Below are 23,746 nucleotides of genomic sequence, written 5' to 3'. Positions count from 1 at the left end.
GCCCCGGCCGGGATTCCGGCCCAGGGGGTGCCGCCGGTCACCACCCCGGCCCCGGCCTGACCCGGCCCGCCCCACCCCGCCCCACCCCCCGGCCCGCCCCACACCACCCCGCCGGGTCGGACAATCCGCTCATTCCGGTGGAGGGGTGACGGCATGCCGGGCAGGTAGGGGTATCAACGACGCGGGATACCCCCACCCGCCCGACATGAAGTCGATCAACCCAGCCACGCCCCGCCGGCCCGCCCGCCCAGGGATCCGTCGGTCACCCCGGCCCCGCCCCGCCCCACGTCGCGCCCACGCCGAACCCGCCCCACACGACCCCGCCGGGTCGGACAAACCACCCAATCGGGCGGTGCGTGACGGGATGTCGGGCAGGTGGGGGTATCAACGGCGCGGGATACCCCCATGTCCCCGACATGGAGTCGATCAACCGGGCGGGACGCGCCGACCCGTCAGTGCTCAGGCCCGTCGCGCCAGGAGCCGCTGAGGTAGACCGTTCCCCGGTACTCCCCCGTGCCGCGTTCCGACCCGGCCGGCAGCACCGGATCGGCACCGGCGGACGGCCCTTGCGCAGACGGGCCATCGGCGGACAGACCGCCCAGGGACGGGCCGGCGACGGACGACGAGGCCGTGGCGTCCCGCCGCGCGGCGCGGGACCGACGTACCCGGGTGACGACGAACCACGCGACCGCCAGCGCGGACACGGCGATGACCACGTTCTGGAACGTGCCGACGTAGGACTCGACCACGTGCCAGTTTTCGCCAAGCAGGTAGCCCGCCATGACGAAGACCGTGTTCCAGATGAGGCTGCCCAGCGTCGTATACAGCAGGAAGGTCAGGACCGGCATCCGCTCCACGCCGGCCGGGATCGAGATGAGACTGCGGAACACCGGGATCATCCGGCCGAAGAACACCGCCTTGACGCCGTGCCGGAGGAACCACGCCTCCGTGCGGTCGACGTCCTCGAGCTTGACCAGCGGCAGCTTGGCGGCGATGGCCCGCATCCGGTCCCGGCCCAGCATGGCGCCGATCCAGTAGAGCGCCAGCGCGCCGACCACCGAGCCGAGGGTGGTCCAGCCGATCGCCCCGACCAGGCTCATCCGTCCCTGGCTGGCGACGAATCCAGCCAGCGGCAGGATCACCTCGCTGGGGATGGGCGGGAAGAGGTTCTCCAGCGCGACCGCCAGCCCGGCGCCGGGGCCACCCAGCCGTTCGACCAGGCCCGTGACGAATCCGACCGGTCCGTCGGACCCGGGTTCGGGACCGGCGGCGACCGTACGAGGGAAGGGCAGGAGCGGCTGCGTGCTGATCATCCGACAACGTTAGTGACCGTTCCCGCCGGCTGCCACGCCCCGGGCCGCCGGGGCGAGGGTGGGAGCGGGCGACCGTACACCGTGGATGGTTCGTGTCGGTTCGGCCCGTCAGTCCGCCGCGTCGCCGCGCGCCCCCGGAAAGCCGGTGAGCAGCTCCCGCAGCCGGGCGGCGGTCTCCGCGCCGATCCGGTCGCGCTCGATCGCCTCGGTGAGGTCCTCGCGCAGCTCCCGCAGGTGCTTGGCCCGGTCCTTGAGCTTGCCCCGGTTCAGCTCGGCGACCTCCTCGCGCAGCTCGTCGGCGGTCTTGCGGTCGATGTCGCCGCGCGCCTGCGCCTCGTCGACCAGGGCGGTGAACTCGGCGGCGAGCTGGCGCAACGTGACCGGACGCGATCGTGCGGTCGTGGGCGGGGCGGCGGCCGACGGGGGCGGTTCGGCCTTGCTCCCGTCGGCGGGCGCGACGGTTCCGGGCCCCCCGGCCGGCGGGGCCGGGGCACCGTCGTCGAGGGCGAGCAGCGCGACCACGCCGACGAGCAGCGCCATCCCTGCGGCGACGAGGACACCGAGCAGGCGGTTGCCCTGGCCCGGGCCGCGCGGCGCGCGCCGAACGGGCTCGGCCACCGGGCGGGGCTCGGCCACCGGAACGGACGACCGCCCGGGTCGGGCGGGAGGAGCCCACGGCCCCGCGCGATCGACCAGGGTCGGCGGGTGGTCCGCGGGCGGCGAAGCGGCGGGCCGGGTCGGGGCCGAGGCGGCAGGCCGGATTCCGGCCGGGGATTCGGCGGCCGGCGTCGCGCCGAGCCGGCGGGCCAGGTGGGCGGCGGTGGGTCGCCGGGCCGGGTCGGCGCTCAGGCAGGCGAGGGTGAGTGCGGCGACGTCCGGGGGCAGCCCGGGGACGCGCAGCGGCGGGGCCTGCCGGCGCTGCGCGTGCGCCTCGATGGCGTCCTCCCAGGTCTGCACGGGCAGCGGGGCCCGGCCGGCGAGGGCGCGGTAGAGCAGGGCGCCGAGGGCGTACACGTCGCTGGCCGGGTTTGGCGGCCCGGGGTCGAACCGCTCGGGGGCGAAGTACGCGGGGGTGCCCATCATCGGCTCGTCGCCGGGCCCCGGACGGGGCGGGTGCGGCCCGGCCGGGGCGGCGATGCCGAAGTCGAGCACCTTCGCGCCGCTCTCGGTGAGCATGATGTTGGCGGGCTTGATGTCGCGGTGCACCACGCCGATGCGGTGCGCGGCGGCGAGGGCGGCGGCGACCTGACCGGCCAGCCGGACGGCGTCGGGCCAGGGCAGCGGGCCGGCGGCGAGCCGGTCGGCGAGGCTGCGCCCCTCGACCAGTTCCATCACCAGGTACGGCACCACCGTCGGGCCCCCGAGGAACGCCTCGCCGTAGTCGTACACCTGGGTGACGTGCGGGTGGGTGAGCCGGGCGGCGGCGCGGGCCTCGCGCTGCAGGGTGGCGCGCAGGTGCGGGTCGGCGGCCAGCTGGGCCGCGAGCGCCTTGACCGCGACGGGACGGTGCAGGACCTCGTCGTCGGCGCGCCACACCTCCGACATTCCGCCGAGGCCGATGCGCTCGCGCAGGACGTAGCGGTCGTGCAGCCGCAGGGTGGGCGTGAACGGCGACATGGTGGTCCAGTCTGCCTGCCGGCCGGCGCCGGGCACCAGTCGCGGTGGCCGGCGCCGCGGCCGGGCCGGTGGGTCAGGGCTTGCGGGCCACGGCCCCGTACATGCTGACGTCGACCACCGAGGGCCGAGGCTGCGGCTCCCGCTCGGCGCGCCACTGGGCGATCGAGGCGATGCCCGGGGCGACGAGCTCCAGCCCGGCGAAGAAGCCGGCGAACTCCTCCCGGCTGCGCAGGCTGATCACGTCGCGCGAGCTGCCGGTCCGCGTCGCCACCCTGGATTCCTGCGCCACGTGCTCGGGCAGGTGGTCGTAGGTGGCGTGCGAGGCGGCCAGGTAGCTGCCGGGGGGCAGCGCGTCCAGCAACCGACGGACCACCGCGTACGGGTCGTCGGGGTCGGGCAGGAAGTGCAGGATCGCGACCAGCATCAGCGCCACCGGCTGTCCCAGGTCGATGGTGCGGAGCAGGTCGGGGTGGCGCAGGATCTTCTCCGGGTCCCGCAGGTCGGCGTCGATGTAGGCGGTGGCGCCCTCGGGCGAGCTGGTCAGCAGCGCCCGGGCGTGGGCGAGCACGATGGGGTCGTTGTCGACGTACACCACCCGGGCCTGTGGGTCGGCGGCCTGGGCGACCTCGTGGGTGTTGTCGGCGGTGGGGATGCCGGTGCCGATGTCGAGGAACTGCCGGACGCCGGCCTCGCGGGCGAGGTAGCCGACGGTTCGCTTGAGGAAGCGGCGGTTCTCCAGGGCGGCGATGCGGATGGTCGGGAAGGCCGCGGCCATCGCGTCGCCCGAGTCCCGGTCGGCCTGGAAGTTGTCCTTGCCGCCCAGCAGGTAGTTGTAGCGGCGGGCGGGATGCGCCACCGAGGTGTCGATCCGGTCGCTGGGGTGGGCGGGACCGGTCGAGGTGCCGGGGGCATCGGTGGTCAAGGGGTGCCTCCATGGCTCTGCGCTGACCTGTTACGCCGGCGTCCGTCCACTGTCGCCGATGTCGACCATCGTAGAGGCAGCGCGCGCCGCCGCCCCGACCAGGGAACCCGCTATCCCGGGTAGAGCTCGTCGCGCAGCCGGGTGAGGAGTTCCGGGGTGCGCTCCGGGGGCTCGGCCTCGACGCAGAGCCGTTCCATGGCCGCCGCGTAGTAGTCGAGGTCCTCGCGCTTGTCGAGGTAGATCGCGCTGGTGAGCTGCTCGATGTAGACGATGTCGGGCAGGTCCTGGTCGCCGAAGCGCAGGATGGTGAACGCGCCGCCGGCCGCGGCGTGGCCGCCCGCGTCGAACGGGATGATCTGCAACCGCACGTGCGGCGCCCGGGTCGCCTCGATCAGGGCGGTGAGCTGGTCACGCATGACCTGGGGGCCGCCGATCGGCCGGCGCAGCGCCGCCTCGTCCACGACGGCCCACAGTTGCGGCGGCCGCGGGCGACGGAGCAGCTCCTGGCGCTGCATGCGCAGGCCCACCCGGCGGTCGATCTCGTCCGCCCCCGCCCCACGGTGACCGAGCAGGACGACGGCCCGGGCGTACTCCGGGGTCTGGAGCAGGCCCGGCACGAACTGCACCTCGTAGCTGCGGATCAGCGCGGCGGCCGCCTCCAGGCCCAGGTAGGACTGGAACCACGACGGCAGCACGTCGCCGTAGCGGTGCCACCAGCCGGGGCTGTTGGCGTCGCGGGCGAGCTTGAGCAGGGCCTCCCGCTCGGTGGTGTCGGTGACCCCGTAGAGGCTGAGCAGGTCGGCGACGTCGCGCTCCTTGAAGCCGACCCGCCCGAGCTCCATCCGGCTGATCTTCGACTCGGAGGCCCGGATCTCCCAGCCGGCGCCCTCCCGGGTCACCCCGCTGGCCTCCCGCAGGCGGCGCAGCTGCGCGCCGAGCAGCATGCGCAGCACGGTTGGGCCGGTGGCCGGGCCACCCTCCGTGGGAACCATCGTCACGCGCCGACCTCCGCTTGCTGCCTTCGTCGCACCGGGCCCCACCCCGGCCGACGTGTAAGCATGCCATGGACCGACAGTGAGGTGAACCCGGCCGGTCGGCGTTTCGGTCCCGTTGACGGGACGCAGCCGAGGGGTGACCCAGGGTCAGCCGATCAGGTGGTCGAAGTCGCCGTCCCTGGCGCCGAGGACGAAGGCCGCGATCTCGTCGATCGTGTAGATCAGCGCCGGACCGTCGGGGTAGCGGGAGTTACGGACGGCGATGCCGGCACCACCGGGAAGCTCGGCGAGCTCGACGCAGTTGCCGCTGGGATTGCTCCGTCGACTCTTCATCCAGGTCAACGGGGGGAGCTGTGCAGTGGGAACGCCGTTGCGGGGCTGCTGCATGGGGCATCTTTCTTGTCAAGAGCCTGCCGATGCCGCGGGAGGAGCGGTGTGCTGGCGAGGAGTCGGGGCTTACGACGGGATTTGCTGCACGTGCATCTGCTATTGCATCTGCACCGGACAGCGAGCATGATAACCCAACGAGGGTGTACCTAGGTGTTCACTTTGGGTTACCTCACCTGGGGCTGCACCAGGGAAAACAGGAGTCCCCACGGGCACCTGGCCGGCACGGCCGGGCGCGTGGGCAGACGCGGTGAGGAGGGTTCGTGCCGGATCCGTTGACCATCGCGTCCGGCATCTCGGCCGCCGGAGCCCTGGTCTCCGCATGGCAACTGCGCCGCCGGGCCATGCTGGCCGAAGCGGAGATCGAGCACCTCCAGGCCGAGCTGGCCGCCGAACGGCACGCCGCCAGCCACGACCCGCTCACCGGGCTGCCCAACCGGCGGGCCTTCTTCCGGCTGGCCGCGACCCTGCTCACCGACACCGCCGGCCAGCCACTGATCGCCATCGTGCTGGACCTGGACGACTTCAAGCAGGTCAACGACCGCTACGGGCACGCCGCCGGGGACCAGGTGCTGGTCAGCGTGGCCGAACGGCTGGCCGCCTTCGCCGGGGACAACCTCGTGGCCCGCCTCGGCGGCGACGAGTTCGCGGGTCTGCTGGCCACCCCGACCGTCGACCGGCGGTGGATCGAGCACGCCTCCCGCCGGCTCTGCGAGTCACTCGCCGCGCCGATCCCCCTCGGCGGCCTGAGCCTGCGGGTCACCGCCTCCGTCGGGCTCGCCCCGGTCACCTGCCCGACCCAGCTCACCGAGGCGCTCGACCGCGCCGACGCGGCGATGTACCGGGCGAAGAGCGTCGGCACCTCCCGCTCCGCCCGGCAGCTCGTCGACAGCGCGCACCTCGCCGAGTGCTGAGACAGGGACCGGAACGCCCGCGACCTGGCGGCGGGGCTCAGCGCCAGCCGTAGCCGGCGCGCAGGGCCTGGCCGACCCGGTCGAAACGCGCCCGGTCCAGCACCGCGCCCTCGCGGCGGATGCTGTCCTCCCGCATGGTGAGGACGCGGTCGAGCCGCACCCAGCTGGGCCGGTTGTCCCGGTCCCAGGCGCCCGGGCCCAACGCCAGCCAGTGCCGCTGGCCGTCCCGCTCACCCTGGCTGGACAGCATCAGGCCGAACAGGGTCCGGCTGGACCGCCCGACCACCAGCACCGGGCGGTCCTTGCCCTGCCGGGGGTCGTCCTCGTAGGGGACCCACGTCCAGACGACCTCACCCGGGTCGGCCTGACCGTCGGGCTCCGGTGCGTAGCTCAGCTCCCGGCGCTGCAACGCGGAGACCTGCCGGCGCCGCGCCACCTGGGCCGGGATCGGACCGGGGGTACGCGTCGGCGCGGCCCCGCCGCGGGCCACCCGCCCCAGCCGGGACGCCACACTCCTCAACAGACCAGCCACGGCGGGCAGCCTAACCCGTCCCCCGGCCCGCCGCCCACCCACGGCGGCGGGAGGGGGCGACGCGGCCGCCGGGAGGGGCGGCGCGACCGGGAGGGGCGGCGCGACCGGGAGGGGCGGCGCGACCGGGAGGGGCGGCGCGACCGGGAGGGGCGGCGCGACCGGGAGGGGCGGCGCGACCGGGAGGGGCGGCGCGACCGCCCGCCGTGCGAACGGGACCCGCCGGGGCACAGTAGGGGCATGACGACGAACCTCCACGCCCCGCTGGCCCGCTACGCCGCCCGGCTGCACGGCGCGGCCGGCGACCGGCACCACGTCGCGTCCCCGCTGGGCGCGTGGCTGCTGCTCGCCCTGTGCGCGTCGGCCGTCCCCGAGCGCGACGCCGCCGGACCCGACGGGCACGCCGCCGGACCCGACGGGCACGCCGCCGGACCCGACGGGCACGCCGCCGGACCCGACGGGCACGCCGCCGGACCGGACGGAAACGCTGGACCCGACAGGCACGCCGGGCTCGACGGGGACGCCGCCGACCTCGCCGACGCGCTGGGCATCGCACCGGCCCAGGCTGCCCGGATCGCCGCCGACCTGCTGGACGCGCCGCATCCCCTGGTGCCGTCGGCGACGGCCGTCTGGCACCGGCCCGGCACGGAGACCGCCGGGCTGGACGCCTGGCGGGCCGCCCTCCCCCGCGCCACCGGGACCGGCCCGCTGCCGGACCAGGCCGGCCTCGACGCGTGGGCCCGCGAGCACAGCCTCGGGCTGGTCGAGCGGTTCCCGCTGACGCTCACCCCCCGGGTGACGCTCGCCCTGGCCTCGGCCGTGGCCACCCGGATCTCCTGGGCCACCCCGTTCGACCTCGCCCCGGCCGGGACGCTCGGCCCCGACAGCCCGTGGGCCGGGCGGCTGACCCGGGTGCTGCGCACCCCGGCGCACGGGCACCGCGCGTGGATCGCCGCGACACCGGAGGCCGGCGACGTCGCCGTGCACGTGGCGGCGGCGCAGCCGGCCGGGGACGGCACCGGCGGGCACGAGGCGGGCGGCGCGCACGGCGGCGGAACCGACACCGCCGGGGCGGGGCTGTCGGTGGTCTCGGTGGCCGCCGCCCCCGGGGTCGCCCCGGCCGACGTGCTCGCCGCCGCGTACCGGATCGCCGCCGACGCCGACGCCGACGAGCCCGCCGGCCGACGGTCGCTGTTCGACCTGCCGCTGGGCGACAATCCGCTGTGGACGCTGCGCGAGGAGGCCGTGCGCACGTTCGCCCCCGACCGCCGGGAGCAGCGGCACACGGCGGCGCTGCCCTGCTGGTCGGCGCGCGACGAGCACGACCTGACCGGGATCGGGTTCGCCGCCGCCGGCCGGGTGCTGGCCCCGCTGGTCGGCACGGGCGACGTGCAGGCCCGGCAGGCGGTCGCCGCCCGCTACGACCGGTACGGGTTCGCCGCGGCGGCCGTCACCGGGATGTTCGCTCGGGTCAGCCTGCCCCCGCTCGGGGTGGCCCGCGTCGCGGAGCTGCGCTTCGGTCACCCGTACGCGGTGGTGGCCGTCGCCACCGACCGGCGCGGCGACGTCGTCGGCCCGTGGCACGGGGTGCCGGTCTTCTCCGGCTGGGTCGCCGAGCCCGACGACGTCGCCGACGCCGACCTGGCCGACCCGCCGGGGGCCTGAGCGCACGCCGGGGCCTGCGGCGGTAACCCGCCGCAGGCCCCGGCCAGCCACCCGGGCGGGTCAGGCCGCCACGGGCACCTTCTCCTCCTGCCGTTCGGCGGCGCGGGCGGCCAGCCGCCGCTCGCGCTCCTGCGCGCCGATCAGATCGTCGGGCAGCGAGTCCGGCACCTCGATGTCGAAGCGGCGCAGCAGCCGGATCGCGAAGCCGCCGAGGGTGACCAGGACCAGCGCCGCGCCGAAGCAGACGTACGCGAAGCCGATGCCCCGGCCCGGACCGGTGCCGATGACCGCGCCCACCGACCCGGCGAGCGACCCGCCCTCGGCGAGCATCGGCTCGAACAGGCCGGTGGCCGCCGGCGCGAGCAGCGCGAACCCGATGGGCAGCGTCGACCAGGAGATGGTCTGGTTGAGGCTGAACACCCGGCCGTGGTAGCGCTGCGGCACCTTCACCTGGACGATCGTCGCGTAGATCGACTGGGCGGTGGTCATGGACATGGCCAGCCAGAACGCCCCGACGCAGATGACCACCACGGAGGCGTCCAGGCCGATCACGACGCAGCCCAGCGCGGTGCCGAGGTTGCCGATCAGGACGCCGATCATCCGTCGGTGACGGGGGCCGCCCCACAGCGACATCAGCACGCCGCCGGCCACCGCGCCGAGCGCCTCCGCCAGGGCCACCTGCGCCACCTGCGTCGCCGTGGCGAAGGAGAGCACCAGCGGGGTGGTCAGCACCAGCGCCGGGGCCAGGAAGATGTTGCCGATCGCGAAGTAGCCCAGCATGAGCCGGAAGCCCCGGTGCTGCCACGAGTAGCGCAACCCGTTGGCGATCGCGACGAGCAGCCGTTCCCGGGGCCGCCAGCCGAGCAGGTCGGGGAAGCGGACCACCGCCAGGGTCGTCACCGCCACCACGTAGCTGGCCACGTCGATGAGCAGGATGCCCTTGAGCTCGATGGCGGCCAGCAGGCCGGCGGCGAAGACCGGCATCAGCAGCATCGCGAAGCCGTTGGTGAGCTGGGTGACGCCCATCGCGTGGCCGAGGTAGCGCTTCGGCACGAGCTGCGGCACCGCCGACTGGAACGCGATGCGCTGGAACGACCCGGCGACCTGGCTGAGCGCCACCAGGGCGTAGATCATCCACAGCCGCAGGTTGTCCGTCCAGAGCAGGGCGGCCAGCACCAGCTGGATCGACCCGGCGGCGGAGCTGGCGATCATCATGATGCGACGGCGGCTGACCCGGTCGGTGATCGCGCCCGCGATGGGCAGCATCAGCACGCCGCAGATCAGCGCCAGCGCCCACAGCAGGCCCAGGTTCGCCACCGAGCCGGTCTGGGTGAACAGCCAGATCGGCAGGGCGAACGCGGTCAGCGCCGAGCCGGTGGTGGAGACGAGCTGGCCGGCGGTGACCGCGACGAACCGGCCCATGCTCGGCTTGACCACGGCCTGTTCGGGGCTCCGGTCCACGCCGACGCGCTGGTGGTCGGCGACGACCCAGCCGGCGTCCTCGCCCCGGGCCGCCGCCTCCAGGGCGGTCGTGTCGTCGGCGCGCACCGCCGGGTGCACCGAGGTGACGATCTCGGCCAGCTCGTCGGCCCGGTACTTGAGGAAGAAGTGCCCCGCCTGGTCGAGCACGACCAGCCCGACGGTGTCGGTGAGGAACTGCCACTCGGCGTACCGCTCGGTGAAGTAGTCGGTCACCGGGTCCTCGGAGCCGACCACCGAGATGATCGGGGCGCGCAGCTTCGCCGCACCGGCGTCGAGCAGCCCGGTGAAGTACTCCTCGGAGGCCCGGGAGTCGGCCCGCATGTTGCTGATGATCCGGTCGGCCTGCTCCGGGTCCAGCTCGTCGGTGTCGACACCCATCGACTTGAGCCAGCTCGCGTAGTGCTTGTTGCTGCGCAGCCGCTCGAGGCGGTTGCGGGCGGCGGCGAAGAGGCCCTTCGGGCGGGCGAACGGGAACATCGCGCCGATGTAGAGCGCCTCCAGTTCCCGGCCGGCCGCCTCGACCTTGCGGGCCACCTCGGCGACGATGGCGCTGCCGACGCCGCAGTGGCCGTACAGGACGATCGGGCCGGAGATCCGCTCGACGATCTCGTCGGCGACCCGGCGGGTCAGCTCCTCGAACGGCAGGCCCTCCTCGCTGAGGCCCACGTCGTGGCCGGGGATCGCCAGCGAGTACAGGGCGTTGCCGGCGGGCAGGGCGTCGGCGAGGGGCTGGTAGACGATGGCGCTGCCGCCGCCGTAGGGGACGCAGACGTACGTGCGGACCCGCTGGCCCGCCGGGATCGGCTTGGTCAGCTCGTAGAGCAGCCGACGCGGGCCGTCGTCGGCGGCGTCGCCGGTCATGAACGCGGCCAGCTCGCGGATGGTCCGCTGCTGGAACAGGTCCATCACGCCGACGGGCCGCCCGCCGTGCTCGGCCTTGCGGATCTTCGCGACGACCTGGGTGGCGAGCATCGAGTGCCCGCCCAGGTCGAAGAAGTCGTCGTCGATGCCGAGCGTGTCGACGCCCAGCACCTCCGACCAGATCCCGGCCAGCAGCCGCTCGGTGTCGTCGCGCGGCTCGACCAGCGCCACCGACGCCTCGCGGGTCACCACGGGCGCGGGCAGCGCCCTGCGGTCGAGCTTGCCGTTGGGACTCAGCGGCAGCGCGTCGAGGGTGACGAACGCGGTCGGCACCATGTATTCGGGCAGCGTCTCCTTCAGCGCCGCCTTCAACGCGGCGTGCTCGGCGTCGCCCACCAGGTACGCGGTGAGCCGCTTGTCGCCCGGGGTGTCCTCGCGGACGATGACGGCCGCCTCGGTGACGCCCGGCTGCTCCCGCAGGGCGCTCTCGATCTCGCCCAGCTCGATGCGCAGGCCGCGCAGCTTCACCTGGTGGTCGATGCGGCCGAGGAACTCGATCACCCCGCGCGGGCCGTCGCCGGCCACGTCACCGTCGCCGGCCGGGGAGACGACCCAGCGGGCCAGGTCGCCGGTGCGGTACAGCCGGGCCCCCGGCTCGCCCGAGAACGGGTCGGGCACGAACCGCTCGGCGGTCAGCGCCGGCCGGCGGTGGTAGCCCCGGGCCAGGCCGACGCCGCCGATGTGCAGCTCCCCCGCCACGCCGACCGGGCACTCGTTGCCGGCCGCGTCGAGCACGTGCAGCCGCAGGTTGGCGATCGGCCCGCCGATCGGCACGCCGGACAGCCCGGCGAGCGCCGCCGGGTCGCAGTGCCAGGCGCTGACGTCGATGGCCGCCTCGGTGGGGCCGTACAGGTTGTGCAGCTCGCACCAGGGCAGCCGGGTGGTGAACTCCACCGCCGAGGCCAGCGGCAGCTCCTCGCCGGAGCAGATCACCCGGCGCAGGCCGGTGGCCGCCTCGATGCCGTCCTCGCCGAGGAAGACGGTCAGCATCGACGGCACGAAGTGGGCGGTGGTGATCCGCTCGGACACCAGCAGGTCCCGCAGGTACGCGGCGTCCTTGTGCCCGCCGGGCTTGGCCAGCACCAGCCGGGCGCCCTCGCGCAGCGGCCAGAAGAACTCCCACACCGACACGTCGAAGCTGGCCGGGGTCTTCTGCAGCACCGCGTCGTCGGCGGCGAGCCGGTAGGTCTGCTGCTTCCAGTGCAGCCGGTTGACGATGCCCCGGTGGGTGTTCGGCACGCCCTTGGGCCGGCCCGTGGAGCCGGAGGTGTAGATGACGTACGCGAGGTTGCCGGGCCCGGCCGTCGGCGCGGGGTCGGTGGCGGGCTGGTCGGCCCACGTCGCGGTGTCGTCGAGGGCGAGCACCGTCGCGCCGGTGTCGGGCAGCACGTCGCGCAGGTGCTCCTGCACCAGCACCACGGGCGCGTCCGCGTCGGTGACCATGAAGGACAGCCGGTCGGCCGGGTACTCCGGGTCCAGCGGCAGGTACGCGCCGCCGGCCTTGAGCACGCCGAGCAGCCCGGCGACCAACTCCACCGACCGCTCGGCGCACACCCCGACCAGGGTCTCCGGGCCGACGCCGGCCGCGCGCAGCCGGTGGGCGACGCGGTTCGCGGCGGCGTTCAGCTCGGCGTACGTCACGGAGCGGCCCTCGAAGGTCAGCGCCACCGCGTCGGGGGTGGCGGCGGCCCGCGCCTCGAACGGCCCGTGCAGGGTCTGCTCCTGCGGAAACCCGGCCGTGGTGTCGTTCCAGGCGGCCAGCAGCTCCCGCTCGGCGGGGTCGACCATCGGCAGGGCCGAGACCGATGTGTCCGGTGCGGCGACGACCGCCCGCAGCAGGGTGGTCCACCGGCGGGCGATCCGCTCGACGGTGGCCCGGGTGAACAGGTCGGTGTTGAAGACCAGCTTGCCCCAGAGCCCCTCGGTGGTCTCCACGGCGTGCAGCTCGAAGTCGAACCGGGTGGCCCGCAGCTCCATCGGCGTCCACTCGAAGCGGACGTCGGCAGCGTCGGAGACCCCGGTGAACCGGCCCATCTCGTAGTTCTGCAGCACGAACATGGCCTGGAACACCGGGGACCGGCTCACGTCGCGGGGCAGGCCCAGCTCGTGCACGACCTTGGCGAACGGCACGTCGGCGTGCTCGAAGCCGTCCAGCACGCCGCGCCGGGTGCGCTCCAGCAGCTCGGTGAACGTCGGGTCGCCGGCCAGTTCGGCGCGCAGCGGCAGCATGTTGATGAACATGCCGACGACGTTCTCCAGCTCGGGGACGGACCGGCCGGCCACGGACGCGCCGACGGCGAAGTCCTCCTGCCCGGCGTGCCGGGACAGCAGCACCTGGTAGGCGGCGAGCAGCGTCATGAACAGCGTCGCGCCGGACGACCGGGTGAGCGCGTTGAGCCGCTCGGTCTCGGCCGGGTCGAGCTGGAACTCGACGAAGTCGCCCCGGTAGGTCTGGGTGGCCGGGCGCGGCGCGTCCAGCGGCAGCTCCAGCGGGGTGACCCCGGCCAGCCGGGACTTCCACCAGTCCAGGTGCCCCCGGGCCGCCGGGCCGTCCAGCTCCTTGCCCTCCCACACGGCGAAGTCGCCGTACTGCACGGGCAGGGCGGGCGGCTCGCCGCCGTGGTAGAGGGTGATCAGGTCGCGCAGCAGCACGTCCACCGACCAGCCGTCGCCGACGATGTGGTGCTTGCTCAGGAACAGCACGTGGTCATCGGGGGCGAGGCGGATCAGCAGGGCGCGCAGCAGCGGCCCGCTGGCCAGGTCGAACGGCTCCGCCGACGCGGCCTCCACCAGCGCCTGCGCGGCGTCGGCGTCGGCCGCCTCCGTCACCGTCAGCGGCACCTCGACGGACTCCTCGACCACCACCGTGGGGCGGCCGTCGGCGTCGGCGGGGAACCGGGTGCGCAGCGACTCGTGCCGCGCGGTCAGGGCGGCCAGCGCGCCGCGCAGGGCCGCGACGTCGAGCGGTCCGCGCACCCGCAGCGGCACCGCGATGTGGTACGCCGCCTCGCCCGGGGCGATCTGGTCCATGAACCAGACCCGCTCCTGGGCGTACGACAGCGGCACCGGCGTGCCGGGGGGTCGGGGGGTGATCCGGGCGGCGGGGGCGGCGGTCCGCTTGCGCAGGCGCTTGGCGATCAGCGCCTGCCGGGCCGCCTCCCGGGCCGGATCCTTCAGGTCGGTCATGCGGTGGGTCCCTCTTCCGTCGCCAGCAGCTCGGCGACCTCGGCGTCGGAGAGCTCGTCGAGTTCCGCGGCGATCAGCTTCTCGATCTGGGCGGCCAGGTCGGCCACCACCGGGCTGCTGAACAGCGCCCGCATGGGCAGGTCCACGTCCACCTCGGCCCGGATGCGGGCCATCGCCCGCATGCCGCGCAGCGAGTTGCCGCCGAGGGCGAAGAAGTCGTCGGCCGCGCCGACCTTCTCCACGCCGAGGATGTCGGCGTACACCTCGGCCACCAGGGCCTCGGCGTCGGTGCGCGGGGCGACGTACGCGTCGTCGACCGCCGCCGGGGTGGCCGGGGCGGGCAGCGCGGCCCGGTCCAGCTTGCCGTTTGGGGTCAGCGGCAGCGCGTCGAGCGTGACGAACGCGGTCGGCACGAGGTGCGCGGGCAGCTCCCGGGCCAGGTCGGCGGCGAGGGTCGCCGGGTCGGCGTCGCCGACGAGGTAGCCGACCAGCGCCGGCTCGCCGGAGTCGGCGCGCACGGCTGCCGCCGCCGCCCGCACGCCGGGCCGGGCCAGCAGCGCCGACTCGACCTCGCCCAGCTCGATGCGCATGCCGCGCACCTTCACCTGGTCGTCGCGGCGGCCCAGGTACTCCAGCGTCCCGTCGGCCCGCCAGCGGGCCAGGTCGCCGGTGCGGTACATGCGCTGCCCCGGCGGCCCGTACGGGCAGGGCAGGAACCGCTCGGCGGTCAGGCCGGGGCGGCGCAGGTAGCCGCGGGCGAGCTGGTCGCCGGCCACGTACAGCTCGCCGGCCACGCCCGGGGGCACCGGGTGCAGCGCGGCGTCGAGCAGCAGCGCCCGGGTGTTCCAGGTGGGCGTGCCGATCGGCACCGGTCCGGCGGCCAGGTCCTGCCCGGGTGCGATGCGGGCGGCGACGCAGCCGACGGTGGCCTCGGTCGGGCCGTACTCGTTGGTGACGGCCACGCCCGGGTGGGCGGCCCGCCAGGCGGCGAGCTGTTCGCCGGTGAGCGCCTCGCCGCCGATGACCAGGTCCGCCGTCGGGGACAGGGCGTCGTCGAGCAGCGGCAGGTGGCTCGGGGTGACCTTCAGGAACGCCGGCTTCCCGCCCGCGCGGGCGGCCGGCTCGTCGATGGCGGCGAGCCGGACGGTGCCGCCGGCGGTCAGCGGGCCGAGCAGCCCGGTGACGGTCAGGTCGAACGACACCGGCGAGTGCAGCAGCGCCGTGCCGGCCAGCCCCGGGTAGGCGTCCCGGGCCCAGGCCAGGTAGGCCGCCACCGCCCGGTGCTCCACCACGACGCCCTTGGGGCGGCCGGTGGAGCCGGAGGTGTAGAGCACGTACGCGGGGTGTCCGGGGCGCAGCGGGGCGACCCGGTCGGCGTCGGTCAGGTCGGCCGCGTCGAGGTCGGCGGCGGTGCCCGGGTCGAGCACCAGCGCGTCGCCGGGCACCAGGGCCGCCGTGTCGGCGGCGGCGAGCACCAGCGCCGGCTCGGCGTCGTCGAGGAGGTAGGCGATCCGGGCCGCCGGGTAGCCGGTGTCGACCGGCACGTACGCGGCCCCGGACTTGAGCACCGCGAGGACGGCCACCAGCAGGTCCGCCGAGCGGGGCAGGGCCAGCGCGACCCGGGTCTCCGGGCCGGCCCCGCGCGCCACCAGCAGCCGGGCCAGGCGGTTCGCGGCGGCGTTCAGCTCGGCGTACGTCAGCTCGACGCCGTCGCTGACCAGGGCGGTGGCGTGCGGGGTGGCGGCGGCCTGCCGCTGCACCGCGTCGACGACGGTGCCGGCCGGCCGGGCGTGGTCGGTGGCGTTCCAGGCGTCGAGGACCAGCCGCCGCTCGGCGTCGTCGAGCAGGGGCAGCTCGCTGACCCGCCGGCCGGGGTCGGCGACGGCGGCGGCGAGCAGCCGCACGTAGCGGGCGACGACCGCCTCGGCGGTGGCCCGGTCGAACAGGTCGGTGCGGTAGACCAGCCGGCTCTCCCCCGCGGTGACGTCGAAGGCCAGGTCGTCCTTCGTGGTGCCCAGCGGCACCGGGTCCAGGCCGGAGTCGGGGATGAAGTTCAGCGCGGTCTGGAAGATCGGCTGCACGGACGGGTCCCGCTGCGGGGCCACCGCCTCGACGATCTTCTGGAACGGGGTCTGCCCGTGCTCCATCGCGTCGAGCAGGCCGCCCTTGACCCGGCCGAGCAGCTCGGCGACGGTGGGGTCGCCGGTCAGGTCGCAGCGCAGCGCCACCGGGTTGACGAACATGCCGATCAGCGGGGCCACCTCGGCGGTGTCCCGGCCGGCGGTGGAGACGCCCACGACCACGGTGTCGTCGCCGGAGATCCGCGACAGCAGCGCGGCGAACCCGGTCAGCAGCACCATGTACGGGGTGGCCGCCGACGCGGTGGCGAGGGCGCCGACGGCGTCGAGCAGCCCGGCGGGCAGGTCGAAGCGGACCTCGTCGCCGGCGAAGCCGAGCTGGGCCGGGCGGGGCCGGTCCAGCGGCAGGCCGGTCACGGCGGGCGCGCCGGCCAGGTGCGCCTTCCAGAAGTCGAGCTGCCGGTCCAGCTCCGGCCCGGCGAGCTGGTCGCGCTGCCAGGCGGCGAAGTCGGCGTACTGGATGGGCAGCTCGGGCACGGCGGCGGGCGCGCCGGTCAGCGCGGCCGTGGTGAACGCGGACAGCTCGGTGGTGAACAGCACCGCCGAGTGGGCGTCGAAGACGGCGTGGTGCACCACGAACTGCACCGACCACGCCTCGTTGACCTTGACCAGCCGGGCGCGCCACAGCGGCGGGACGTCCAGCGGGATCGGGGTGCGGGCCAGTTCCTCGCGGATCGCATGGTAGCGGGCGAGCCGCTCGGCCTCGGGCAGGCCCGACAGGTCCTCGGCCGGCAGGCGGACCGGCTCGTGCTCGCGGACCACCTGCACCAGCGTCCCGTCGTCGGAGCGCAGGTGGGTGCGCAGCGCCTCGTGCCGGGCGACGACCCGGTTGAACACCTCGGTCACGGCGTCGGCGTCCAGCTCGGGCGGGAAGGGCCACGGGTTGGACACGTTGTAGACCGGCGAGCCGGGGTCGAGCTGGTTGGCCAGCCACACCCGCTCCTGGGCGAAGGAGGCGGGGAAGGTCCACTCCCGCGTCATGACGCTGCCTCGCGTACGGAGCGGGGGCGCATGTCGGTCCAGACGGTGTCGATGTGGGCGAGGCACTCGGAGCGCGTGCCGGCGAAGCCGGTGTCGTGCCAGCCCGCGGGGAGCTCCCGGTCGGCCGACCAGATCGAGTACTGCTCCTCGTCGTTGCGCACGACCAGGAATCGGGTTTCGGCCATCAGTTGTCTCCAGTGCTCTCGGGGGTGTGCGGCTCGGCCATCGCGACGGCGATCTTGCGGGGCCCGGTGAACGGCTCCCGGGCGTGCGCGGCGGTCATGTTGTCGACCACCAGCACGTCGTCGCGCTGGTAGTCGAAGCGGACGCTGGCGGCCCGGTACGCGGCCCGCAGGTGGTCCAGCACGTCGGCGGGGATCTCGCCGCCGTCGCCGTAGTAGGTGTTCGACGGCAGCCCGTCGGGGCCGAACATCGCCAGCAGCCCCTCCTGGTATTCCTGCGGCAGGGTGCTCAGGTGGAAGAACGTGGCGTGGTTGAACCAGCGCGGGGTGTCCGAGCCGGGCCGGTAGTGCACCGGCTCGCGCACGGCGCGGGTGCGCAGCCCGTCCGCGCCCACCCACTCCAGGGTGATCCGGTTCGCCGCCGCGTACGCCTCGACCTCGGCGCGGTCGTCGGTGTTGAACACGTCCTGCCAGCGGGTGCCGAAGTCGGCGTGGAAGTTGCGCACCAGCATCCACCGGCGGCGCACGAACTCCTCCCGCACGGCCGGGTCGATCAGCTCGTGGACCCGGCGCACGTCCGCCAGGGGCGTCGCGCCGAGGGTGTCCGGCGGCGTGACGCACCAGAAGAACAGCGTCAGCGGCCAGCGCGCCTGGTACGAGTTCTCGTTGTGCAGGAAGATCTCCTCGTCCGGCGGGTAGTCGGTCGAGGTGTAGACCCGGCCCTTGATGGCGTGCCGGGGCGAGGACCGCTCGGTGTAGACCAGCGGCTCCCCGGCCAGCGCCCGCACCACCGCGTCGAAGCCGTCGACGCCGCCGACGTCGAAGCCGCGGAACAGCAGCCCGCCGTGGTCGACGAGGGCGGCCCGCAGCTCGGCGCGGCGCTCGCCGATCAGGTCGGTCAGTGCCCGGCCGTCGTTTTCGACGACCACCGGCAGCGTGGCGATCGTGTCGCTCATTGCTCTGTACTCCCTTGCTTGCTCGAAGCCACGAACCCTGGGTGCTTCCTTGGTGCTCACGCGCGGGGCAACCGCGGGATGCTCGGGGTCGGGGCCGGGGCCGGGGGCTCGTCGGCGGCGGACGCCTCGGCGCGCAGCTCCTCGATGCGGGCGGCGAGCCCGGCGACGGTGGGCGTCTCGAAGAGGCTGCGCATCGGCAGCCGCACCCCGGTCGCCTTGCGCATCGACGCGATGAGCTGCACCGCGACGAGGGAGTTGCCGCCGAGGGCGAAGAAGTCGTCGTCCACGCCGACGACCGGCACGCCGAGGCCGTCGCGCCACACCTGGGCGATGGTGGCCTCCAGCTCGGTGCGCGGCGCGGCCGACGCGCCGGCCTCCACCGTGGCGGCCGACACCGCCGGGTCGGCCTCCGACTCCAGGCTCCCGGTGGTGACCCGGGCGGCGCGGGCCCGGATGTCGGCCACCGACCGGGTGGTGATCACCACCTGGGCGCCGAGACCGGCGGTGAGGCTGCGGCGGAAGGCCTCCGCGCCGTCGACCGGGCGGATGTCCTCGCTGGGCGCACCCGCCGCCGGGCCGTCGGCGTCGGCGGGCGTGCCGTCGGCGGTGAGCCCGCCGGTGACCGCCGACGCGTCCACCCGGCGCAGCACGAAGTCGCTGATCGAGACCAGTTCCCGCCCGTCGGGGTCGGTGAGGGTCAGGTCGGCGGAGACGACCTCGTCGGTGCCGCCGGCGCGGTGGCGCAGGTGGCTGTGGAACCGCCCGGGCAGCGGCCCGCGCACCACGATCCGCCCGTACGACAGCGGCAGGTAGGTGCCGGAGCCCTGGCCCCGGCCGAACGCGGTGGCCACGTCCAGCAGAGCCGGGTGCAGGCCCCACGCGCCGAGGTCGGCGGCGGCCTCGGCGGGCGCCTCCACCAGCGCCAACTCCTCGCCGTCGGCGAGGTGGTGCGCGGTCAGCGACCGCCAGCGCGGCCCGAAGGTGAGCATGCTGGTGCGGCCCCGGCCGAACGACGCGTCGTCGTCGACCCGGCGGGAGCGGGCAGCCACCGCCGCCACGTCGACCGCCGCCGGGGCGGGCTCGGTGGTCCAGCCGGCCGCGCCGCGCACGTGGGTGCGCAGCACCCCGGCGGCGAGGCTCTGCACCACGAACTCCGTGGCACCGTCCTCGGCGGCGGTGAGCGCCACCCGGTACTGGGCGATCGTGCCGTCGGGCACCGAGAACGGCTCCAGGAACACCACGTCGCGCAGCTCCACCGCCGCGTCGGGGCCGGGGGCCGCGACGGCGGCGGCCACGGCGGCGCGCACCGACTCCAGGTGGGCGGTGCCCGGCACCACCGGCACCCCGCCGATGCGGTGCTCGTCGAGCAGCCAGTGGGTCGCGGCGGAGACCAGCCCGTGCAGCACCGTGCCCTCCGGGCCGGTCACCCGCGTGGTGAGCACCGGGTGGTCGACCGTGGCGGTGACGGTGTCCCGGGTCACCGCCCGGAACCCGGCCGGCGCGGTGCTCTCCGCCGCCATGCCGACCTCGGCCCAGCCGCCCCAGTTCTGCGACACCACCGGCGCGGCCCAGCCGGCGCCGGCGCGGGCGTGCGCGTCGAGGAAGTTGTTGGCCGCGCAGTAGTCGACCTGGCCGAAGCCGCCGATCACGGCGGTGATCGAGGAGCAGAGCACCACGAAGTCCAGCGGCAGGTCGCCGAAGACCTGGGCCAGGGCGAGGGTGCCGGCGAGCTTCGGGGCGAGCACCCGGTCGGCCTCGGCGCGGTCCTTCACCTCGGCCATGCCGCCGCCGGGCAGGCCGGCGGCGTGCACGATCCCGTCGATCCCGCCGAACTCGGCCTCGGCGGCGGCCCGGACCCGGCGCAGGTCGGCCGGGTCGGTGACGTCGGCGGCGAGGACCAGCACCGACGCGCCGGCGGCCTCCATCCGGCGGATCGCGGCGATGGCCCGGCCCGCCCGGTCGTCCGCGCCGTGCACGGCGAGGTGGTCGTCCCACCGCTCGCGCGGCGGCAGGCCCGAGCGGGCCAGCAGCACCAGTTTCGCCTTCGCGCGGGCGGCGAAGTCCTCGGCGAGGGTGATGCCGATGCCGCCGAGGCCGCCGGTGATGACGTACCGGCCGCCGTCGCGCAGCGCGCCCGGCTCGGCCTCGGCGTCGACCGTCACCTGCTCGTAGCCGGTGACCCAGCGGCGGGACCCGCGCAGCGTCACCTCCGGGTGCGCCGGGTCGGCCGGGCGGCGCAGCTCGGCGACCAGCGCGTCCGCGCCGGGCGCGGCGGGGTCGGCGTCGAGCAGCCGCACCGTCAGGCCGGGCAGCTCGACCGGCAGGACCCGGGCCAGGCCGGCGAGGGTGGCGTGCTCGGGGCGGGTCAGGTCCGCGCCGGTCACGTCGCCGATGCCGGCGGTCACCAGGTCCAGGGCCAGCGGGCGCTCGTCGCCGGTGCGGCCGGCCCCGGCGAGGGCCTGCACCAGGTGCAGGGCGCTGAAGAAGCCCCGGTCCTGGGCGGCGAGGGTGGCGGCGATGTCGGTGCCGGTGGGCTCGCCGTCGAGGGCGAGGGCGTGCACCAGCCGCGCCGGCAGGTCGTCGCCGAGGGCGGCGACCAGCGCGTCGAAGTCCTCCCGCGCGGCGGGGCGCAGCGTGAAGCCGCCGTCGACGGCGGCGAACGCGTCGCCGGGGCGTACCACGAGGGTGTCGGCGCCCGCGGCGCGCAGGCCGGCGACGAGCGCCTCACCGCGCGGGCCGTCGGCCAGCACCAGGCACCGGCCGGGCGGCGCGGTGGCCGGCGCGGGCGCGGCCTGCCGCCACACCGGCACGGCGAACCACTCCGGCAGCGGCCGGGGGCCCGTCTCGGCCGGCGCGGCGGCGACCGCCTCCACCGGGTCCGGGTCGACCCAGTAGCGGCGGCGCTCGAACGGGTACGTCGGCAGCGGCACCCGCCGCGCCGCCGGGTCGGAGCCGGTGCGCACGGGCAGGCCGGCGCACCACAGCGCCCCGGCGGTGGCCAGCAGCGTCGCCAGGTCGCCGGTCGGCTCCCCCGGGCCCGGGAGGCTGCCCAGCGGCACCAGGGCCCGCTGCTGCGCCGAGCCCTTGGCGACCTGCATCCGGGCCAGGTTGGCCAGCTGCCGGCCGGGGCCGCACTCCACCAGGGCCCAGCTGCCCTCGGCGAGCAGGGCGGCCACCGCGTCGCCGAAGCGCACCGGCTGGCGCAGGTGCGCCGCCCAGTACGCCGGGTCGGTGGCCTGCGCGTCGGTGATCCAGGTGCCGGAGACGTTCGACACGAACGGGACGCGCGGCGCGCGCAGCGCCACGGTGGCCATCAGCGCGGTGAACTCGGCGAGGATCGGCTCCATCATCGGCGAGTGGAACGCGTGCGAGGTGCGCAGCGCCTTGCTCTTGACCTTGCGGGTGGCCTTCAGCGTCTCGGCGAACGCGGCCACCGCGTCGGCCTCGCCGGCCACCACGCAGGTGCCCGGCCCGTTGACCGTGGCGATCGACACGCCCTCGGGCAGCAGCCCGGCGACCACCGACTCGTCCAGCGGCACGGCCAGCATCGACCCGGCCGGCAGGGACTGCATGAGCCGGCCCCGGGCGGCCACCACCCTCAGCGCGTCGGGCAGGTCGAGCACCCCGGCGACGGTCGCGGCGACGTACTCGCCGATGGAGTGCCCGACCATCGCCGCCGGCCGCACGCCGAAGCGCTGCCAGGTGACGGCCAGGGCGTATTCCACGACGAACAGGGCGGGCTGGGTGTAGCGGGTCTGCGCCAGCAGCTCGGCCGCCTCCGGGTGCCGGTCGAGGATCAGCTCCCGGATGTCGAGGCCCAGCTCGGCGCGGAGCAGCTCGGCGCACTCGTCGACCACGGCGGCGTAGGCGGGCTCCTCGGCGTAGAGCTGCGCGCCCATGCCGGCGAACTGGGAACCCTGGCCGGAGAAGAGGAAACCCACCTTCGGGGCGGGCCCGTCGGTCACCCCGCGCGTCGCGCGCCGGGGGTTGCGCAGCGCGGCGACCGCGTCGGGCAGGTCGGTGGCGGCCACGGCGAGGCGGTGGGCGTACTGCTGGCGGCCCACCCGCAGGGTGTGCGCGACGTCGGCGAGGTGCGCGGCCCCGCCGTCGGGGTTGCCGGCGAGGTGCTCGGCGAGCCGGTCCACGGCGGCGTCCAGGGCTGTGGCGGTCTTCGCCGAGACGTGCAGCAGCTGCGCCGGGCGCACCCGCCGGTCGCCCGGGTGCGCCGCCGGCGCCTCTTCCAGCACCACGTGCGCGTTGGTGCCGCCGATGCCGAAGGAGCTGACCCCGGCGCGGCGCGGCGCGCCGTCGGTGTCCCACTTGGTGAGGGTGTTCGCCACGTAGAACGGGGTGTCGGCGAACTCGATCGCCGGGTTGGGGGTCTCGTAGTTGATCGTCGGCGGGATCAGGCCGTGCTCCATCGCCAGCACCGTCTTGATCACGCTGACGATGCCGGAGGGCTGGCTGAGGTGGCCGATGTTGGATTTCACCGAGCCGATCCCGCACCAGCCCCGGTCGTCGGTGTCCTTCGTGTAGACCGCCGACAGGGCGGCCACCTCGATCGGGTCGCCCATCGCGGTGCCGGTGCCGTGCGCCTCGACGTAGCTGATGGTGCGCGGGTCGATCCCGGCCATCCCGACGGCCTGGGCGACGGCCTCCATCTGCCCGTCCACGCTGGGCGCGGTGAAGCCGACCTTGCCCGCCCCGTCGTTGTTGATGGCGTTGCCGAGCACCACGGCCCGGATGTGGTCGCCGTCGGCGATCGCGTCGGAGAGCCGCTTGAGCAGCGTCACCCCCACGCCGCTGCCCCACACGGTGCCGTTCGCGGCGGCGTCGAACGGCCGGCACCGCCCGTCGGGCGAGGTGAAGCCGTCCATGCCGAGGTAGCCGGCCTGCGGCAGCTCGATGTTGACGCCGCCGGCCAGGGCCATGTCGCACTCGCCGTTGCGCAGCGCCTCGCACGCCAGGTGGAACGCGACCAGCGAGGTGGAGCAGGCGGTGTGCACGGTCAGGCTCGGCCCCCGCAGGTCCAGCCGGTACGACACGTTCGTCGCCACGTAGTTCGGCGAGTTGCTGGTGGCGATGGAGACGGCGCTGTGCGGGTTGCCGCCGACCTTCTTGTTGCGCAGCACGTTGCGGTTGAGGTACGACGCCGCGCCGGTGCCCGCGTACACGCCGACGGCCCCGTCGTAGCGGGCCGGGTCGTAGCCGGCGTCCTGCAGGGCCGTGTAGCAGGTCTCCAGGAACAGCCGGTGCTGCGGGTCGGTGACCTCGGCCTCCCGGGCGGTCATCCCGAACAGGCCGGCGTCGAACTCGTCGTAGCCGTCGACGAGGGGGGCGCGGCTGACCCAGCCCGGGTCGTCGACCTCCTCGGGCGGCACGCCCCGGGCGATCTGCTCCTCGCGGGTCAGCTCGGTCACCGACTCCACGCCGTCGACCAGGTTGCGCCAGAACTCGTGCACGTCGGCCGCGCCGGGCAGCCGGGCGGCCAACCCGACGATCGCGATCGGCTCGATGCCGTCGTCGGCGGGGTGGTCGGTGTCGATCGCGTTGTCCAT

At 75.3% G+C, this 23,746-nt stretch carries 13 protein-coding genes; 2 read left to right on the top strand and 11 right to left on the bottom strand.

The window, feature by feature from the left end:
- Positions 1-452 precede the first annotated feature (452 nt).
- The 5 genes from ACVMYR_RS24485 to ACVMYR_RS24465 form a co-directional block, all read right to left on the bottom strand.
- Positions 453-1,313 (bottom strand): DedA family protein, encoded by an 861-nt coding sequence (locus ACVMYR_RS24485; RefSeq protein ID WP_431895001.1) that lies wholly within the window; start codon positions 1,311-1,313, stop codon positions 453-455.
- Between the two features lie 108 nt (positions 1,314-1,421).
- Positions 1,422-2,930 (bottom strand): serine/threonine-protein kinase, encoded by a 1,509-nt coding sequence (locus tag ACVMYR_RS24480; RefSeq protein ID WP_431894999.1) that lies wholly within the window; start codon positions 2,928-2,930, stop codon positions 1,422-1,424.
- 73 nt (positions 2,931-3,003) lie between these two features.
- The gene (locus tag ACVMYR_RS24475; RefSeq protein ID WP_457122853.1) at positions 3,004-3,852 is read right to left on the bottom strand and encodes an SAM-dependent methyltransferase; all 849 of its coding nucleotides are present in this window, start codon (positions 3,850-3,852) and stop codon (positions 3,004-3,006) included.
- Between the two features lie 110 nt (positions 3,853-3,962).
- Positions 3,963-4,796, bottom strand: a complete 834-nt coding sequence (locus ACVMYR_RS24470; RefSeq protein ID WP_043969518.1) for a helix-turn-helix domain-containing protein — start codon at positions 4,794-4,796, stop codon at positions 3,963-3,965.
- Between the two features lie 198 nt (positions 4,797-4,994).
- Positions 4,995-5,234, bottom strand: a complete 240-nt coding sequence (locus ACVMYR_RS24465) for a DUF397 domain-containing protein (protein ID WP_043968620.1) — start codon at positions 5,232-5,234, stop codon at positions 4,995-4,997.
- Positions 5,235-5,497: 263 nt separating this feature from the next.
- On the opposite strand from ACVMYR_RS24465, the gene ACVMYR_RS24460 reads away from it, so the two are divergent.
- Positions 5,498-6,148 (top strand): GGDEF domain-containing protein, encoded by a 651-nt coding sequence (locus ACVMYR_RS24460; RefSeq protein WP_077939862.1) that lies wholly within the window; start codon positions 5,498-5,500, stop codon positions 6,146-6,148.
- Between the two features lie 37 nt (positions 6,149-6,185).
- Here ACVMYR_RS24460 and ACVMYR_RS24455 read toward each other — a convergent pair whose 3' ends face one another.
- Positions 6,186-6,680, bottom strand: coding sequence for a type II toxin-antitoxin system PemK/MazF family toxin (locus tag ACVMYR_RS24455; RefSeq protein ID WP_043968616.1), 495 nt, complete (start codon positions 6,678-6,680; stop codon positions 6,186-6,188).
- A 237-nt stretch (positions 6,681-6,917) separates the two neighbouring features.
- On the opposite strand from ACVMYR_RS24455, the gene ACVMYR_RS24450 reads away from it, so the two are divergent.
- Positions 6,918-8,342 carry a hypothetical protein gene (locus ACVMYR_RS24450; RefSeq protein WP_457122852.1) on the top strand — a complete coding sequence of 475 codons (1,425 nt, stop codon included), beginning with the start codon at positions 6,918-6,920 and terminating at the stop codon, positions 8,340-8,342.
- A gap of 60 nt (positions 8,343-8,402) precedes the next feature.
- On the opposite strand, the gene ACVMYR_RS24445 is transcribed toward ACVMYR_RS24450, so the two are convergent.
- Genes ACVMYR_RS24445 through ACVMYR_RS24425 form a run of 5 tightly spaced genes read right to left on the bottom strand, consistent with a single transcriptional unit; the run spans position 8,403 to position 23,746 of the window.
- The gene (locus ACVMYR_RS24445) at positions 8,403-13,931 is read right to left on the bottom strand and encodes an amino acid adenylation domain-containing protein (RefSeq protein ID WP_457122851.1); all 5,529 of its coding nucleotides are present in this window, start codon (positions 13,929-13,931) and stop codon (positions 8,403-8,405) included.
- Positions 13,928-17,050: a non-ribosomal peptide synthetase gene (locus tag ACVMYR_RS24440; protein ID WP_457122850.1), complete on the bottom strand. Its 3,123-nt coding sequence runs from the start codon at positions 17,048-17,050 to the stop codon at positions 13,928-13,930. Before ACVMYR_RS24440 ends, ACVMYR_RS24445 begins: the two co-directional genes overlap by 4 nt.
- Positions 17,047-17,235: an MbtH family protein gene (locus ACVMYR_RS24435; RefSeq protein ID WP_043968608.1), complete on the bottom strand. Its 189-nt coding sequence runs from the start codon at positions 17,233-17,235 to the stop codon at positions 17,047-17,049. Before ACVMYR_RS24435 ends, ACVMYR_RS24440 begins: the two co-directional genes overlap by 4 nt.
- Positions 17,235-18,188, bottom strand: coding sequence for a TauD/TfdA family dioxygenase (locus ACVMYR_RS24430; protein ID WP_457122849.1), 954 nt, complete (start codon positions 18,186-18,188; stop codon positions 17,235-17,237). The genes ACVMYR_RS24435 and ACVMYR_RS24430 overlap by 1 nt, the downstream gene beginning before the upstream one ends.
- 56 nt (positions 18,189-18,244) lie before the next feature.
- Positions 18,245-23,746 (bottom strand): SDR family NAD(P)-dependent oxidoreductase, encoded by a 5,502-nt coding sequence (locus tag ACVMYR_RS24425; protein WP_457122848.1) that lies wholly within the window; start codon positions 23,744-23,746, stop codon positions 18,245-18,247.

The organism is Micromonospora sp. PTRAS2 (genome assembly GCF_054052245.1).
Note: the sequence above shows the minus strand (reverse complement) of the source record. Positions and strands in the feature narration are given on the sequence as shown.